Genomic DNA, 18,993 nt, shown 5'->3' with positions numbered 1-18,993 from the left:
GTAAAAGCAAGTTATCCGTACAATCTGTAAGTATGTTACTTAGTTACCTGTAAATTAGAATAGACTAATACATAAGTTTTATGAAAGATTTAAGGCTTTTACAAGAATTCTTCGTATTTTTTAAACAAAATTAGGTAATAATCCTGTTTTAGCTAAATATCTTCTTTAATATCCTCTAAAGTATTCCCTAAAGTTTTACCTAAAATATTGTAAGTTGTTATTTGTGCCTCAAATTTTATTAATGTTAATTGGGGATATTTATAACAAAAAAGCACTTAATCAATACTATTATGTATTAATTAAGTGCTTAGTATTTATTCTCTATCATTCACCGAGTAGATTATGAATAATTATTGCTAATTAGCCTATTTTTTCCTGTTTATCATCTGCCCATAAAAAAGCTGAAAGCGCTGGTAAAATAATAATAGCCGCGAGCATGTTTACCAAAAACATAAAGGTGAGCAAAATCCCCATATCAACTTGAAATTTCAAATCAGAGAAGAACCAAGTAGATACACCTATGGCTAATGTCAATCCGGTAATCAGTACCGCACTACCACGCTCTTTTAATGCTGCAAGATAGGCATCATGTATTTTCATTCCACTATTAAGTTTTAAACTCATGGTAGACAGTATGTAAATACCATAGTCAACACCAATACCAACTCCTAATGCTATTACTGGTAGGGTTGAAACAGTTAATCCAATATCAAGAGCGGTCATTAACCATTGCGCTAAAGTCGATACAACATATAAAGGTAAAACAACCACTAACGTTGCTCGAACACTTCTAAAACTAATTAAACATAACACAATCACAGCGCCATAAACATATATCATCATAGGTAATTGTGCAGCTTCTACGGCTTCATTAGTTGCCGCCATAACGCCTACCGGACCAGAAGCTAGGGTAAATTTAACTTGTTCACTACCTAGGTCAACCGCAGCCGCTTTAACCGCATCAACAACAGTATTAATAGTTTGTGCTTTATGATCTTCTAAAAATAAAATAACAGGCATTACACTACAGTCATTATTGAGTAAGCCACTTGATGAAGGTACTTGCGCAATTGACTGCACAAGGGTTTGTTGATTTCGAGGTATAATACGCCATTTAGGATTCCCCTCGTTATACCCAGCATTAACTAGCTTAGATATTGAAGACAAACTTACCGCTGATTGCACCCCTGGTACATTCTCCATTTCCCACTGAAAACGATCAATCGTTGACATAATATCAAATGAAGTACAAGCATCAGCTGTGGTTTCAACAATAACAGACATGTAATCAACACTTATTGCGTATCTATCTGTGATTAAAAAAGTATCTTGGTTATACCGTGAAGACTCATGCAATGCAGGCGCTCCTGCATGCAACTCACCAATTTTAAGCCCTTGTCCTTGATAAAAACCTACCGCAAATAAGACAGCGGTTATGAATAGAATAACTCGAGCACGCCCCCGTTTTGCAAAGCTTGCTATAAATGTCCAGAAGACGCTATCTTCACTAAGTACTCCAACTTTGGCATTAGCTTTTATTTTTGTATATGAAAGTAGTATAGGTAACAAAACCAGATTGGTTAAAATAATCATCGCCACACCAATTGAAGCCGTGATCGCAAGTTCTTTAATAATACCAATATCAATTGAAAGTAAGGTTAAAAAACCAACCGTATCTGATAATAAAGCAACACCACCGGGAATTAGTAAAGCAGCAAAACTTGCTTGCGCAGCTGCTGCAGCATCTAATCCAGAGCTAACTTTTTTTACCACCGAATTAATCATTTGAACGCCATGACTAACCCCAATAGCAAATACCAGAAACGGTATTAAAATTGACATTGGATCTAGGCCAAAACCTAAGCTTGACAACATTCCCATTTGCCAAACAACAGCAACAAGCGAACAAAATATAGGTAAAATAGTTAACCGAATAGAGTGACTAAAGATGTAAACCATTATCGCGGTAATACCAATAGCTAACGCAAAAAATAACACAACACCTTTAGCGCCCTTGGCTACATCACCTACCATTTTAGTAAAACCAATGATGTGAACACTGATGTTTTCATTTTCAAAACTCTGCCGAACATCTTGCTCTAACGTTTGCGCTAACTCGAGAGTATCAAGCTTTTCACCAGTATCCGGATTAAGGTCTAATAGTGCAGTTTTTACCATGGCGCAACTATAATCATCGGCGATCATACTTCCAACAATACCAGCTTTTTCTATATTACTTTTTACTACGCCTAAACCTTCCTCAGAAGGTTGAAAATCAGCAGGAATGACAGGCCCTCCGGCAAAACCGTCTTCCACAACTTCGACAAAACGAGTACTTGGTGAAAACAAAGATTTAACTTGAATTCTATCAACACCTGGAATAAAGAAAAGTTTGTCGTGAACGCCTTTTAGTGCGTTAAAAAATTCGGCATTAAAAATATCGCCATGAGTATCACATACCGAAATTAAAATATTATTCGCACCTCCAAAATTTGCCCTATGTTTTAAATATGTTTTCATATAACTATGATTCAAAGGAATATTTTTAGTAAATGATGCATCGAGCTTAATTTGTGTTGCTTGGTAAGTAAAAAAAACACTGGTGATAACAAATAACATTAGCACCACAAGTTTATGACGAAAAAGAGCCGTTTCAATTTGGCTAGTAAGAGTTTTTTTCATAGTAGTTATTCCGAGCGTTATTTTTATAATACTTTTGTGATGAGTTTTTGTTTAGGACGATGCTTAATTTACAGTTTTACGTTAAAAAGCTATGACGTAAAATGTTTAAACGCCATAAGCTCATTTAGCCGTAATGTTAAGCACTTTTATCCCAACATCAGATACCGCTAATAATTTATTTTTAAACCAAATACCAGCAATCAACGGTTTACCATCTTTTTGTTGTTTATGTGTAAAAGTAAGGCCATCATCAACACTTACGAGTAACATACCATTGTTACCTAATATAAAAACCCGTTGTTCATTCGCTAAGACAATATCGTTTAATAACGCCGTTGTATCGGTTTCACTCTCTTGCCAAACATTGTCGTTGGAACTGAGTCTATAAACATGTCCTCTAAGCCCTGCCACCAATAAACTATCACGTGAAGTACGTGCTAACGTGAAAAAAGAACCATTATAAAATTTATCAAATTTTTGCCAGGATATTCCAAAGTTATCACTTTGTGCTAATAATCCCGACTCTCCGAGTAAGAACAAGCGTTCATTTTCAACCACAATGCCGTTAAAATGAGGCAAAATAAAGGCAATTTCATCTAAATAAGCGGCTTCGTCTTCTGTTTTCAAATCGTTGATATAATCAACATCTTCGCTTAATAAAAACTCTTGATGAAATTCACTCTGCCAAGTAACCCCACCATTATTTGTACGAAAAAACTGACCATAAGCTCCAATAGCAATACCTTGTTGCGCATTTTTAAAGTAGACATCTAACAGCGGTTTTTCCAATAAAGGTAAATATTGCTGTATTTGCCAATTAAGCCCGCCATCACTACTGTGTAATATAGTGGCATCATGGCCTACTGCCCAGCCAAGCTGTTCATTTAAAAAATAAACTCTGGTTAATGTAGCTTGTACCGGTACATTGGCTTGCTGCCAATTTTCTCCATCATTAGACAGTAAAATATGTCCATAATGACCAACAGCAACTACTTTATCAGTCCCAACAGGTGAAATATCTAATAATAGCGATTGACTTGCTAATGCGGATTTTGTCGCTGGCTTAATTTTAGATTTTAGTAATTCTTCTGGGCTTTGGTCGATACTTTGTGCAAAACCAGTAGAAGTGATCAAAAGGGATGTAAAAATGATAAAAGTAACGAATACGCGCATAAAACTACTCTTTGGGTGTTCAAGTGATTAGGTGAATATTGCTTGATTAAGATTTAAGTTAAGCATTAAGTTAAGTATATAGCTTGCTGTATAGTTAAGTAATACCAATCCCACGTTTTCAACAAGGGACTTTAATTAGATATAAAAATTTCCGTTGTTCATTTCAGTTAAAATAAAAACGGCCAACATATAAGTCAGCCGTTTAGTATTAACAATTATCTACGCCCTTCTCGTCTTAACGCGGCTGGTGTAAAATCGCCTTCATCGAGCTTGGTGGTAAAGTCATACATATCCGCTTCATTATCAAGACCAAGAGCAATATAACGACGTGATTGTAGATCATGAAATACATCTAGGGTTGACCAAAGTGTTGGCACTTCATAATAATTTACCGTATGAGCGATACCTACGCGGTAAAGTTCATCTCGGTTATCATAAATATCGGTTACTGCAACTTGCCAGCTATCTTCATCAATATAAAAAATACGTTTTTTATAGATATGACGCATACCTTCTTTTAGGTTAGCTTCAACCACCCATACCCGATGTTTTTCATAACGCACTAATTCAGGGTTAATATGACCCGCATGTAAAATATCTTCATATTTTAATTTATCGCTGTGTAGTCGATAATCATTGTAAGGGATTAATAGCTCTTGCTTACCTTTTAAAGTCCAGTTGTACCTATCTGGCGCACCATTGTACATATCAAAATCATCAGTTGTACGTAAACCGTCTGAGGCTGTACCTGGTGCATCATACGCAACATTAGGTGCACGACGAACACGGCGCTGACCAGTATTATATATCCACGCTTGACGTGGCGTTTTAATTTGATCCATGGTTTCATGAACGAGTAAAGCAGAGCCCGCCAGTCGAGCTGGCTCTGTTACATTCTGTTTGAACTTAAATAAAATATTGCTTTCTTCAAGTTCCGTCGGTGAGGCCCCTTTAATATTATAAGGTAATACCAAGGCTTCATCTAAACCTACATAGGTAAAGCTTCCTGAAGCGGTGGGGGCTGCTTGCCCTGTCTGACGAATAACACTTTCACCGCGATAACGTAATGAATGATTCCAAATTGCTTGCAAACCATTTTCAGGAATTGGAAATGGGATGCCCACTGCAGCTTGTTTTATACCATTACCGCCATCATCTAGCGTTGCTCTGGTCGAATTATCTATAACCGCTTGGTATACATAGTCGGGATAAGAAGCACTACGATGCGTTTTATAGATATTCATTTTGTAAGTTTCAGGGTAAGTCTCAAACAGTTTAACTTGACCTTGAGTTAATACATCTTTGTACTGATCAACATTTTTAGCTGTAATAGTATATTCAATTTTGTCATTAGGATAAGGGTCAACATGATGATCACCCACTTTATATCCGGCAGGAAACTTTGTAATACCGCCTGTCCAAGCTGGGATCGTACCATCCTTGTTACCTGCGCGTACGGCACCAAGAGGGGTTAGATCAGTTGATAATGTTGCTGCTTGCTCTATTGTTATTTTAGCTAGCGCATTTGTTGAAAAGCCTACCGATAAAACCATAGGAATGGCTATTGATAATGCGGTGACTTTATTCATACTTTTTTTCATGATGTATGCCTTAAAATTAGATTGAATATTTGATGCTAAAAGATGCGTAGTCACGATCGCTCATTTGATTGGTTGTACCAACACCACCGAAGAAACTATTAAAAGTTAAATCTGCTGACCAGCTACTTTGGTACTCAAAATTAACACCTAATGATACGCTTTTTCTTTCTTCAATAAACATAAAGAGTGGATCTGGTGTGATACCTGAAACGTCATGTGCAAATACAACTCGTGGCGCTATATTAATACCGGCAATAACGTTAGTATAATCAAGCCTTGCTACAGCGCGATAACCCCAAGCAAACTCAGTTGGGAATGGATTGGTTTCAACCCCACCTTGTAGAGCGTTCTCCAAACCAGGGCTATCTGCAATACCACCACTACGAGACGTTCCAGGGCCGTTTAAACGTAACACGTCAGGATTTGGCATATCATTTATATTAATCCCCCCCACCTCAATAAGACCTGCTAATTGACTTGCTCCTAAAGTTGGGCCAAACAGCTGTGTTATTGTCATTTGCGCTTGAATAGTATCAGATAGAATATAACCTTTAGCATATTCACTTGAGCCATAAGTAGAACCGTCAGGTTTAACCATTTGCGATACACCATCTAAAGCTTCATAAGCCGGGTTACCCGTATTAGCAAGCTGTTGTGGTACTGCGGCAAATAAAAGCTCTACATCATCAATTTGAAAAGCCTCATCTTGACGATACGTAATTTCACCTGCAAAAGCTGTCGTACCAATCCCGGTATTAAAACTTAAAGCATACATTTGTATATCTTCAGGGTAATCTAGCTCAACACGAGAGAAGCTATTTAAATCGGTGTAGTTATCTTCGGTAATGGTTGTTGTTGCTAACAAACCTACATCACCGCCAATAGATTCAGGACTAAAGTTTGCAGTAATACCTGAGAATATAGGACGTCGACTATGATAATTAACATAGTATAAACTTAATTCGGTGTCATTTAGCTCGGGTATAAACCAAGATAAACGTAAACCATATTGGCCGCCGTCATCGGGTTCGTTTTCAGCGCTTGTACCTGGAGCTCTTAGCGTAAGGTTTGCTGCATAGGCTGAATATATTTGCCCTGCTGCTGCAGATGCTGCAGCTATTACTTCAGGATCACCACTAGCGATAGCAGTTCGCATTGAGTCGCCAATGTCATTAAGGTTTGCGGTTAAATAATCTAAATTCATGTCTGGATTTCCGCCAAAACCGAGTTGAACATTATTATATTGTCCACCATCACCAGCAAAATCATTAGTAGAAAAATAACTGCCTGGTGGTGGTAATACAGTTTTTTCCCAGCTGTATTGATAGAACATTTCAACACTAAAGTTATCTGTAACGCCTAAAGACGCCCATAAAGCACCAAAAGGAATAAATGCTTCTTTGATTTCAGCTCCAGGTGCGCGTAAACGAGCGATATCAACAGGGTTAATTTCACTAACACCATGTTGTATTAACGTACTTTCACCCCAACTAATAACTTGATCACCAAGGCGCACTGAAAGTGGCATATCACCAATTTCAAAATTACCGTAAATATAAGCATCTAAAAATCGAAAGTCTTCACAAACTTGTTCTTTAGCATCTTTATCACGACAAGGATCATAGGTAGTGTTTGTTAATGAATTTGTCCATGCTCGGTCTTCATTCATCATTGCATAATCATAAAAATACATAAAACGAACGAACATACCAACGTTTTCATAATGTACGTCTAACTCATGTAAACCTTTGAGCATGGTAGAAAAGCTTTCACCTGCATTGTAGCTTAAGTTGCCATTATCACCATTCGTTGAATAGCTACCAGCGCCTTGCGCCCAAATATCTTCTTTGGTTGGGTTTGGCGCATAAACTTTATAGTTACTAAAGTCGATTCCATTATTGGCATTATTTGACTTACCAACATTATCGTTCCAGTTGCGATCTTCGGTACGCCAACTGGTACCCGCACTAAAGGTAGAATCAAAAGTGATCTCTACATCAGACACATCCCACCTTGCAGCTTGTGCCGTATTAAATGCTGACGTTAACAATGACATTGAAACTGCTGCGGCAATGCCAACAGCTAAAGGTTTTTTGGAAAAACCAGGTTGCGACTTATGTTCCATCGAATCTATCCCCTATTCCTGATATGCTCAGAAGCTATAAAATCACTAAGATTTAATCCATAGTGATTGCTATAAATTGTTAATGTTATTTATTATCTTTTTTATTCAACTTTCTATTTAACTTTTTATTTAATATTAGTTTTATTATGTAGTTAACGAATCAATAATTACATCATTTAACTTAGGTAGCAAGTCTAAAAATAGGAGTTAAAACTCTATATTTTAAGGACTTGCATCATAATAAGCAGCTATTTAATCCTCTCGTTTAAAACTAGCGTTTAAATCACAAAAATACAATTAATTATCGTAATAATATTTATTTTATAAGCTAATGAAATATCACCCATTAGTTTACTTAACTATAGTCGATAATTCACAAAAAAGGTCAGACCACTGTTTCAAGTATTTGCTCTATATATCTAAAGATAGATTGGATTAGCGTAGTTTTGATAAAGATAAAAATTTATTTTGCTGTGTTTCTAAGCAAAAACTACCCTGTACACCATTTAAGGTAAGGTATTTTCTCAGGTGCATCGCGGGAAATTGAACTTTAATGCCTTGATTTGTAGTTACCACTACATTTTGAATTTTTCCTTGGTAATAAGGCAGAAACTCGTTAGCAGTGATTTTAATAGAGAAGTAATATTTCATGTTTTGCTATTGTAATAGTATAGACATTAGAACGCTTCATGGTAGCAATGCGCATTAATGCCGTTAATTTATTAGATAACCTGACTCAGTTCTAACTCTGGATGATTAACTTGATAAGCGTTTCAAAATTAAATGGTCGATATAATTTTCTCATAATATTTTCACAAAACAATGATAGTTTATTCGTTATCAACGCATTTTTATATATTCTTTACGTAACTGTTACTAAGTATCAATTACGTAAAGAACGAGTAAAATAGCGTTGTTGTGTAGTTTAATTAAGTAATATTGCTTATCCAGTTTTCAGGTTAAGTAAGTTTAATCAATTAACGCCGCATCAAGTTTTTCTTTTAAGTCATTCGACAAATTAGGCAATGCGTGTAGCGTTATTAATTCAGCCTTCATTAATTGTTGATGCGCAGTTGCAAAACTTTTATATTGAATAAGTGGTGTAACCAACCTTGACGCCACTTGTGGGTTAATTTCATTCATTTTAGCAATTTGCTGCGCTAAAAATTGATAGCCCTTACCTGTTTTACAATGAAAGTATTTAGGGTTATTCATCGCAAAAGCACTGATAATTGATCTCGCACGGTTAGGGTTTTTCAAGGTAAATTGTGGGTGTTTAAGTAAATCATTTAGCTGAGTGAATATATCGTCACTGACAATTGACGCACCTATTGCAAACCATTTATCCATCACTAACGTTGTATCGTGCCATTTATTCTCAAAATGCTGCAACTGCTCACTTAAATCGGGCAAGTTAACTTTTGCAGAGCAAGTAAGCGCTGCTAATGTATCTGTCATATTCTCTTGCGTTATATCATTATTATTAGCTGCTTGTTGATACTGCTCCGCAACTAAGTATTGATATTCCGGTAAACGACTTAAATAACTTAAACAAACATTTTTTAACGCTCTATTGGCGACACAATCTTCTTCACCTACTTGCTGACAAGCTTGATAAGTTGCTAGTAATTGTTGTTGAGCACCCTGTGCGATAAAAAGAGATAGTGTGGAAATAGCATCAAAAAGCGCTAACGGTTCAATATCTATCATTAACCCTGCAGCTTCATCAAAACTAGGTAATGAAATTTGCTCCGCAATAAAGGCTCGGTCTTCCCCCCCCATTAACATCGAATTTATCGCATCAATTAATGCAGGAGAGATCACATAATCCGCATCAAAGGTTAAATGTTGAATATATGACATTAATAATTTTTGACCTGCATCCCAACGACAAAAGCTATTTTCTGCATTTTTCATCACGGTTAACAAAGCGGTTTCATCTTGGCTAAAATCTAATTTAACCGGTGCACTAAAATCAGCAAGCATTGCTAATGTTGGTTGTTGGCTAAAGCCACTAAAACTCCACGTTTGTGTGTCTTGCGTTAACTCAAGTAATTTGGTTTGATTTAAATTACTTGTATTTACGCTAGCATTGGTATCAAAGTCTTTATTGATAAGCTCTATTTTAATAGGAATATGAAGTGCTTGTGGATTTTCTTGTTTCTTAGTAACCGGGGATTGCTGTGATAACGTTAGCGTATATATTCCCGTTGCTGCATCAAAAGCTTGTGCAACTTTTATTACTGGTGTGCCATATTGGCTATACCATAATTTAAATTGAGTTAAATCTTTACCACTGGCATCGCTCATTGCGTTAATAAAATCGTCGCACGTTACAGCCATACCGTCAAAACGAGCAAAATAAAAATCCATGCCTTTACGGAAATTTTCAACACCGATTAAGGTATGTAACATACGGATAACTTCTGCGCCCTTTTCATAAACAGTTAGGGTGTAAAAATTGTTCATCTCTAATACTTTTTCAGGACGAATAGGATGCGCCATCGGGCCTGCATCTTCAGCAAACTGCAATGAACGTAACACCCGAACATTTTGAATACGGGTTACTGCACTTGAATGCATATCGCCGCTAAATTGCTGATCTCTAAAAACCGTCAAACCTTCTTTTAAACTTAACTGGAACCAGTCACGACAAGTTACACGATTACCTGTCCAGTTATGAAAGTATTCATGAGCAATAACCGCTTCAATATTGAAGTAATCACTATCGGTTGCGCATTGACTATCAGCTAATACAAATTTTGAATTGAAAACATTTAAACCTTTGTTTTCCATCGCTCCCATATTGAAAAAGTCGACAGCAACAATCATGTAAATATCTAAATCATATTCCAAACCAAAGGTTTGCTCGTCCCACGCCATTGATTTTTGTAATGACACCATGGCATGTTCTGCTTTAGCTAAATTACCTTTATCAACAAAAATTTCAAGAGCCACTTCACGGCCACTCATAGTCGTAAATTTATCTTCAAGTAGATCAAAGTTACCCGCAACTAAGGCAAATAAATAACAAGGTTTTGGAAACGGATCATACCAAGTAACAAAATGTTGATTACCCGGTAAATCACCACTATCAATTTTATTGCCGTTAGATAATAAAAATGGATATAAGGTTTTATCGGCAGTCACCTTAGTAGTGAAAGTTGCCATCACATCAGGTCGGTCAAGGTAATAACTAATGCGTCTGAAACCTTCCGCTTCACATTGTGTACAAAAAGCATCGCCCGATTTAAATAAACCTTCTAACGCGGTATTTTCTAAAGGATTTATTTCGGTGGTAATAATAAGCGTAAAACTATCACCTTCTGGTAAGCTACTCGCAGGAATCGTTAATAATGTATCATTAAGTTGATAGAGTTCGGCGTGTAACGGTTGATCATTAAGTACTAATGAGATTAGGGTTAAGTGTTCACCATTTAGCACTAATGCTTGTTGATGATCTCCTTGTTTAACTAACTCCAACTCATTGATGACCTTAGTGCTAGTATCGGCGAGCTCAATAGATAAGTTGACAGTATTAATTGTAAAGTCAGCTGGTCGGTAATCTGCTAAAAATCGTGGTTCTGTAGATGACATGATAAAGCCTTGGGTAAAGTTAAAATTAATCAGTAATAAGCTGCGATGTATTTGTACTACGTATTTTTGTTACAACAATTGTCTTAATATTGAATCCAATAAAACCATAAACAACTGCCAAAATAGGCGTCATCCAATTAAAGAAACAATAATAGATATAATCAAGTGGATTAACTAATAAAACCGCTGACATATAAACCGCACAAGTATTCCAAGGAATAAGTGGCGAAGTTATTGTAGCTGAGTCTTCAAGGGTGCGACTTAACACTAAAGGATCTAATCCTCTGCGCGCATATTCTTCTTTATACATTCGCCCTGGCATAACAATAGACATGTATTGATCCGCGGTTAATATATTGGTGCCAATACAGGTTGCGACTGTGGTTGCAATTAAAGCTCCTGTCGATTTGACTGATGAAAGTATGGTATCAACAAATTTTTTCAACATACCTAAATGCTCTAATACCGCACCGAAACTTAATGCACACATAATGAGCCAAACAGTATTTAACATACTAGACATACCGCCGCCACTAAGTAAATCATTAAGCTCACTGTTACCCGTTTCGATCACTACCCCATCAAAAAATGCAGTCCATACAATAATAATATTCGCACTTAAAGTATCTGTTCCGCTTTGTGCTATACGAAGAATAAGGTCTTGTTGAAAAATCACTGCCCATATACCGCCAATAATAGCGCCTATAGCCACAGCGGGGAACGCAGGAACTTTTTTTATAGCTAATAGTAGTAACACGAGTAACGGCACTAAATTATAAAGTGATAAATCAAATTGCTCGGCAAGTTGTTGACTTAGTATATTGATCGCTTGATTATCAGTTTGAGTTGTTTCGGTGAAGCCTAGAAACATAAAAAGTATTAATGCTGTAACCATTGATGGTGCCGTTGTCCAAAACATATAACGGATATGCGAAAATAACTCGCTACCTGCAATAGCCGGTGCTAAGTTAGTTGTTTCTGATAATGGTGATATTTTATCACCAAAATAAGCTCCTGAAATGATACTTCCTGCAGTAATTGCTGGTGATAATTCTAAGCCTTGGGCAATACCTATTAAAGCCACTCCAATGGTTGCAGCTGTGGTCCACGAGCTACCAATACTCATTGAAACAACAGCACACATTACACACGCAGCAACGTAAAACCAGGTAGGGTCTAATATTTTTAATCCGTAATAAATCATCGTTGGAACTGTGCCTGACAATAACCAAGCGCCTATTAATGAGCCAACGGCTAATAAAATAAGCACAGCCCCTAACGAAAGTGAAATCCCTTGGATGATTGCATTTTCAAGTTCAGACCAGTGATACCCATTTTTGATACCAATAACAACGGCTACGCCCATTGCTATAAGCAATGCTATTTGATTCGGTCCATAAGATGAATTATCACCAAAATAATTAACCGCCATGGTTAATAATGTAATGAGCGTAATTACAGGAATAGCGGCATCTAACAAGGTAGGTTGTTTGACTTTGGAGTTAACACTTATAGTCGTCTCAGTGCTAGACTGATTGCTATTATGTTGTGAATGATTGCTATTAATAATCGAATACCTAAAAGAAGAGTTATTATAAATAATAAAGCCGCCTCAATGGGCGGCTCTATTACAACACTATTTTTTAGCCAGTTTATCTAACGCGATATAGTCAAAAGTAATCCGAGCAGCCTCATCTAAAAATGGGTCTACATCATCTAACTCATCCGTTAAGTCATCTAAGTCAGTAACCTTCTCTTCACCGAGAAGTACTAGCTGTTCGTTGACTCTAATTAGACGTTTCGCTTTATTTTCTTCTCGTTCAGTTTGACGATTAACAAGATTTAGGGAAACTGTTTTATCATCTTTTTCTGCTTGATAAATACTGATGTCTTCTAACAAATAATTAAATTCAGGGTTAGTTTTAATTCGCTCTAAATAGCGTGGTGTTAAATAAGCAATATCAGCACTTAAATCATTCAATGGTGTGTAGTTAGCTCTTTGAATATGATCCCAAGGTAAGGCATTTTCTTCTTTACTTTCACCCCAGTCTTCTGGGTCTATTGCTGTTGGAAAAGAAATATCCGGTAAAACACCACGATGTTGAGTACTACCACCATTAATACGATAAAATTTAGCTATGGTATATTGAATGCTGCCAAATGGCTTTTCATATAAGTCATATACGCGACCTAAACCTCTATGCTGCTGCACAGTACCTTTACCAAAAGTATGTTCACCAATAATAATACCACGACCATAATCTTGAATCGCTGCAGAGAATATTTCAGAGGCAGAAGCACTGTATCTATCTACCATGACGGTAAGCGGACCATCAAAGTAACTGACTCCGTCTCTGTCACCTTGTACTTCAATACGATTTGCACCATCTCTAATTTGAACTACAGGGCCTTTATCAATAAATAACCCTGTTAATAATGATGATTCAGGTAAAGAGCCACCACCATTACCTCGTAAATCAACGATAATACCTTCAACACCTTGCTCTTTTAATAAAACAATTTCTTTTTTAACATCTTGAGACAAATTATTATAAAAACTAGGAATAGTAATAACGCCAAGTTTTTTACTGTTTTCCATTTCTGGGTTTTGTAAATAAACTTCTGATTTTGCTGCTCTGTCTTCTAATTTAATAATATCGCGAACAATAGAAACAATTTTTATATTTGCTGCATCGTCACTATCTTCCGGTAATATTTGTAAACGTACGGTTGTACCTTTAGGGCCTTTAATCAGTTCAACAACATCATCTAAACGCCAACCAATGACATCTTCAAAATCATCATCAGCTTGAGCAACACCAACAATTCGATCTTTAGATTTAAGTTGTTTGGATTTATCTGCAGGACCACCCGTGATCACACGTTGAATAACAGTATAGTCTTCTTCTGAACGTAATTCAGCGCCAATCCCTTCAAGAGATAAATTCATATCCACTTGAAAACGTTCAGCATTACGAGGAGATAAATAAGACGTATGTGGCTCTACAACACGAGAAAAGCTATTCATAACCAATTGAAAAGCATCTTCGCTTTCATTTTGTTTTAACCGCTTAATCGCATAGTTATAACGTTTGGTTAGAACTTCTTTGATCTTCGGCCACTCTTTATTAGTAAGAGTTAAATTCAACACGTCAGACTTGACTTTTAAACGCCATAATTCATTTAACTCAGCTTCACTAACAGGCCAAGCAGCGTCTTCACGATCAAAGGAGTAGACTTCTTTTTGCGTAAAGTCGAATGGGTTTTTACCATCTTTCGTTTCTAATAAACTAATCGCATATTCGTAGCGCTCTAAGCGTCTTTGCATATTTACATTATAAATTGCATAGGGAGCTTCTAGTTTGCCGCGCATTAGAACAGTATCGAAATCTAGACGATATTTTTGAAAGCTTTCAATATCGCTAGCTAAAAAGATATTACGGGCATAATCAAGTTGTTTGATATATCGGTCAAAAACTTCCGCAGATAAAGCATCGTCAATTTCAACTTTTTTATAATGTGCACGGGTAAATCGTGCCGTAATGCGCTTAGTTGCCGTAGCATGTTGAGATTCAGGTATGAGTACAGGAAGCTCTTCTGGTGTTTTTATTTTTTCAAACGCGTTAACGCTTATAGACAAACCTAATGATAATGAGACGGCGATAGCGATACGACAAATTTTTTGCATGCATTAACTTCCTATTCGATTTAGATTTGACCTAATAATTTTTTGCTTCTAACGATATTTGTATCTAACTAGAATTTAGAGCAGGCTATAATTTATAGCCTAACTTAGACCTAGTTTATACTTAACAACTTTTACTACAAAGAATAAAAATAACCGACATTCTTAACGAATATCGGCTTTTTATATTGCTAGAATAGTTACTTTTTTATACCTTGCAACTACGCGTAGATGTTTTTTAGTTGGGTTTTAATAATCATGCCAGAGTCAAGCTGTACACTGATATCTTTTCCTGATATTTCAGTGATGGTAGCATTCATTGGCGAGTTTCCTAACTGAACTCTCACACTACTACCAACTTTAATAGTGTCTGTAGCAACCGGTTTAAGCGGAGCAACTTCTTTATTTGCCACTTTTTTAGGCGCTGACTTAACTGTTTTAAACTTTGCTGAATCACGCTTTTTATCAACCGATTTACTCGGTGCTTTTGCGCTGTCAGCTGTAGCGTTTGCTTTACCTTTATACGGTTTTTTAGCTTCGCTGTCTGTCGCTTTTTTGTTACCAAATTTTTCTTGGCTTTCTTTTAGCGTTTTACTCGCATATGCGGCTTGCTCTTCATCAATTACAGCAACATCTTTGCCATCAATATCAACACGAGAAGCGCCTGCTTTGATAACTTTTAAATAACGCCAGCTGCTTGTATAGTGTCTTAACGCTTGACGTAAACGTGTTTTACTCACCGTTTCATCATCACTAAGCTTTTCTGCTAAGTCTTGGAATATACCAATTTTAAGCGGTTTAACCGGGCCTTTAATTGAAAAACACTCAGGAAACTTTTCAGTTAAATAAGCAATGATGTCTTTTGTACTTGTACGTTTAATTTCAGTTTCCATAACTACACTTTTTTACACTTTTGATTAATTAAGCTAGCTTCATTTGTCTGCAAGCAGTACTCCTAGAAAGTTACTCTAGCAAGAAAATAGCGCCAATGTTGATCTTTCGTTATTCTTCAGACTGGAGATGTTGCTCAGGATTATCAAGCACATGCTTACACCAATCATAAATATCATTTGTTTCAATTTCCGCAATGTCTTCGTTACCTATCCAGGTATCCCAAATAAGTGCCAATAATTGCTCTAAAACTTCTGTTTCAATATCTTCTTCTGCTAAATCGTACATTGTATGATAAATTTCATTCATACGTTCAGCGACTTCTTCTTCCTGGCCATCCCAATCACCCACTAATTCTTGGGTGACTAAATAGTCATGAATGACCACAAATTCTTTCATCAAACCTTCACTTTTTATCAATAAACATTATTTTACCTATAAACACTATTTAGATAATATTTTAGATAAAACACTCTATGTGCAATTCTAACAGATTCATTGACGATTAGCGCTTAAATTGGCTGAATAGTTAATGATAAATGTTGCTTATTTAGGCTATAAAATCATTAATAGCCATTTTGATTAATCTTGTTTGTTAAATCAAAGCTTAAATTATAAGATCAGCTGATCGTTAGAGTTTACTTTTTACATTAATTTGTTTGTAATACGTGTTAGTACTGTACCTTGTAATAAGATTATACAAAGCAAATTATTTAGCATTAACTAGCTTATAGTTAACTAGATCAACAAACGAAAACCTTGTATAAACTTTTAAACAAATTTACCTTTAGGCTCATAAAACGGATTGACGCTTTATTGCTCTATTTTATACGGCATAACTATCAGTCAAAACACTTATTTAAAAAGCGCTAACATACCTAAAAACTCAGTAAAATTAAAGCTTTTCTCGCACAAATAACAAACTAAGGCCTGATATTACTAAATATTTAATCTTCAAGACTAAATTTAACTGATACACGTGCAGAAATAGTTTGATTACCCGTTAAAGAAGTATGCGCAACTGAGCTTGAGCTTCTCATCATTGGCTCAGCATACATTGGGCGGTAACTATTACTAGATACCTCTTTAATAAACTGTAAATCGCCAAGTTTTTTTCCTGCTTGGTTAGCCATACGCCCCGCTTTATGTTGTGCATGACTGATAGCTTGCACTAAAGCTTGTTGGTAGTATTCATCACGCTTTTCAACATTCATAGATAATGAAGATATGTGACTAACATTTATTTTAATAATGTCACTAAGAAAATCGTCGTATTGATCAATTTTAGTAAAATTAACACTTACTTGTCGGCTTAACTCAAATAGTGGGTTTTTATGCTGATTATTTGAATTTTGTTGCTGATTAACATTTTGGCCATCAACAAAAACACTCCCCTCCCGACCTTTGTTTAATTCAATGGCTTGTACCTGAATTGCAGGCACTTCTTCCACAATACGCAAATTCACACGTGCAGATGAAATATTGGTGTCTTTTACTCCAAGTTTTAATGCGGCATTAACCACCGAAGTACTTTTTTTATCAACTAAAGACTTTAGTTTATTAGGTATTCTACCGCGCTCGGTGATGGTTAATGTTAATGAAAATTGATCCGGTACAACCTCAATGCTGCCCTGACCAGAGACTTCAATACCGTCATCGTCTGCTGCAAGTAATTCTACGGGCAGTAATAAACATAACAAAGGCAGACAAAGTAAAGACATAGGTTTAACCCGTTTTTTTGTCTTGAGTAATATCCGGTCCGCTAAATTTGAGAGAATGTTCATGGTAGATCCTTAAAGTTATTTATTCAAAGTGATTTGTTTACTCTTAATTTTTACGAAGTTAATTATATCGTTAATTATTATCATTAATAAATTGCATAAAACTAGCTTTTTGCTGTTTGCTTGCTTTTTGCCACCAATATTTAAGCATGGGCACCGCATCTACTTCAGGGCTTACTTGTGTCTTGACTTTATTTACTGAAGGATTATCAGATATAGTTTTAGGTTGAGTACTATTTAAAGTAGTTGTTGGTGATACATTGGTGGGCGCCACACTAGTTGTAGACGAAATAGCGAGTTGTTTAGACACCTCTTTTGCCATTTCATAATCATTTAATGTTTCTAAAACTAATGGTAATTCACGGTTATTTTCATCGCGTAATGTTAAAACAGGTGACTTTACATAGAGCTCTGCTGCAGTAAGATTTTTAATGTTACCGGTAGTTAACGCAAGTGACTGTTGTGAGTTAAAACTAAACTTCACGACAAAATAATCTGAGCTAACTAATCTCTCTTCACCAAGTTCTAAATCTTCAAATACATCTTTATATTTAATAACGATGACATGCTCACCCGCAGGTAATTCAAATGTTTGCTGTTGTGAAAAAAAACTTTTTTCTATCGGTTTATCATCAATATCACGTAACACCAAGTTGTCGCTTAGAGTTAAAGTTGCAGCTATTGCGATATGTGGAATAAAACTAACCACAATTATAGCTAGGCATCGATAACTTAAACAGCCTACAAACGAGTATAAACAATAATGTAGTATTTTAGACAAAGTTAAATCCTTTTATATTAAGTTAAACTAATACCCTTTATAAACTGCATTCAGTTGAATTAAAAGAAATTTTATTTTATAGCAATCCTATTAAATAGACGAACACAAGTATGATACCAATCTCATTAAATATGTGACCTTTCATACTTGTTAAAATAGATCGGCTAATTAATAACTGAAGATGTGTCGAACTAATTTTTGTTATTCATCAAAATTCAGGCAAAAAAAAACCCACGCAATATTGACATATTGCGTGGGTTTTCTCGTATAGTTCACATTTCTTATTGTTATTCAACTAAAAGAAAGTGGCATCCCTAAGGGGATTCGAACCCCTGTTACCGCCGTGAAAGGGCGGTGTCCTAGGCCTCTAGACGATAGGGACACTGATAGAATTAACCTATATTAGTTAAATCATTTCAAACTATCTAGCAGATCACTCTGCTGTATTAATTAAGCAATTTATTAAAAATTACAATTAAAACTCTAAATTCTTATTTAAGTTATAAGATAACTTTACTTTCTATGCTCTATTTCAATTAACTTAATAAAGGAAATTGGCATCCCTAAGGGGATTCGAACCCCTGTTACCGCCGTGAAAGGGCGGTGTCCTAGGCCTCTAGACGATAGGGACACAGACATAACAATTGCTTGTTATTTCAGAACATCTTTCTAAAACA

At 35.9% G+C, this 18,993-nt stretch carries 12 protein-coding genes and 2 tRNA genes; all 14 read right to left on the bottom strand.

The window, feature by feature from the left end:
• Nucleotides 1-360 precede the first annotated feature (360 nt).
• Entirely contained in the window at nucleotides 361-2,682 is a 2,322-nt protein-coding gene (locus CWS31_RS03000) for an efflux RND transporter permease subunit (protein WP_101343829.1), read from the bottom strand.
• 120 nt (nucleotides 2,683-2,802) lie between these two features.
• Nucleotides 2,803-3,855, bottom strand: coding sequence for a WD40/YVTN/BNR-like repeat-containing protein (locus CWS31_RS02995; RefSeq protein ID WP_101343828.1), 1,053 nt, complete (start codon nucleotides 3,853-3,855; stop codon nucleotides 2,803-2,805).
• A 215-nt stretch (nucleotides 3,856-4,070) separates the two neighbouring features.
• A complete protein-coding gene (locus tag CWS31_RS02990) occupies nucleotides 4,071-5,444 on the bottom strand; it encodes a DUF1329 domain-containing protein (RefSeq protein ID WP_101343909.1) in 1,374 nt (457 codons plus the stop codon).
• Between the two features lie 28 nt (nucleotides 5,445-5,472).
• Nucleotides 5,473-7,581 carry a DUF1302 domain-containing protein gene (locus CWS31_RS02985; protein WP_101343827.1) on the bottom strand — a complete coding sequence of 703 codons (2,109 nt, stop codon included), beginning with the start codon at nucleotides 7,579-7,581 and terminating at the stop codon, nucleotides 5,473-5,475.
• Nucleotides 7,582-8,016: 435 nt separating this feature from the next.
• Entirely contained in the window at nucleotides 8,017-8,232 is a 216-nt protein-coding gene (locus CWS31_RS02980) for a DUF2835 domain-containing protein (protein WP_101343826.1), read from the bottom strand.
• Nucleotides 8,233-8,550: 318 nt separating this feature from the next.
• A complete protein-coding gene (gene pepN / locus CWS31_RS02975; protein ID WP_101343825.1) occupies nucleotides 8,551-11,178 on the bottom strand; it encodes an aminopeptidase N in 2,628 nt (875 codons plus the stop codon).
• Nucleotides 11,179-11,203: 25 nt separating this feature from the next.
• Nucleotides 11,204-12,658 (bottom strand): Na+/H+ antiporter NhaC, encoded by a 1,455-nt coding sequence (gene nhaC, locus CWS31_RS02970; protein WP_425457508.1) that lies wholly within the window; start codon nucleotides 12,656-12,658, stop codon nucleotides 11,204-11,206.
• Nucleotides 12,659-12,814: 156 nt separating this feature from the next.
• Nucleotides 12,815-14,866, bottom strand: coding sequence for a carboxy terminal-processing peptidase (gene prc, locus CWS31_RS02965; protein WP_101343823.1), 2,052 nt, complete (start codon nucleotides 14,864-14,866; stop codon nucleotides 12,815-12,817).
• Nucleotides 14,867-15,084: 218 nt separating this feature from the next.
• Complete coding sequence (gene proQ / locus CWS31_RS02960) at nucleotides 15,085-15,756, bottom strand: RNA chaperone ProQ (protein WP_101343822.1); 672 nt, start codon at nucleotides 15,754-15,756, stop codon at nucleotides 15,085-15,087.
• Between the two features lie 109 nt (nucleotides 15,757-15,865).
• The gene (locus CWS31_RS02955; RefSeq protein WP_246143313.1) at nucleotides 15,866-16,141 is read right to left on the bottom strand and encodes a hypothetical protein; all 276 of its coding nucleotides are present in this window, start codon (nucleotides 16,139-16,141) and stop codon (nucleotides 15,866-15,868) included.
• A 560-nt stretch (nucleotides 16,142-16,701) separates the two neighbouring features.
• The gene (locus tag CWS31_RS02950) at nucleotides 16,702-17,538 is read right to left on the bottom strand and encodes an SIMPL domain-containing protein (RefSeq protein WP_246143311.1); all 837 of its coding nucleotides are present in this window, start codon (nucleotides 17,536-17,538) and stop codon (nucleotides 16,702-16,704) included.
• A 70-nt stretch (nucleotides 17,539-17,608) separates the two neighbouring features.
• A complete protein-coding gene (locus CWS31_RS02945; protein WP_246143309.1) occupies nucleotides 17,609-18,316 on the bottom strand; it encodes a YccT family protein in 708 nt (235 codons plus the stop codon).
• A 306-nt stretch (nucleotides 18,317-18,622) separates the two neighbouring features.
• Nucleotides 18,623-18,698 (bottom strand) — tRNA-Glu (locus CWS31_RS02940).
• Between the two features lie 173 nt (nucleotides 18,699-18,871).
• Nucleotides 18,872-18,947: transfer RNA gene (locus CWS31_RS02935), tRNA-Glu, on the bottom strand.
• Nucleotides 18,948-18,993 lie beyond the last annotated feature (46 nt).

The organism is Colwellia echini (assembly GCF_002843355.2).
Taxonomy (GTDB): Bacteria; Pseudomonadota; Gammaproteobacteria; order Enterobacterales; family Alteromonadaceae; genus Colwellia; species Colwellia echini.
The sequence above is the reverse complement of the archived record's forward strand: the minus strand, read 5'-3'. Positions and strand labels throughout refer to the sequence as shown.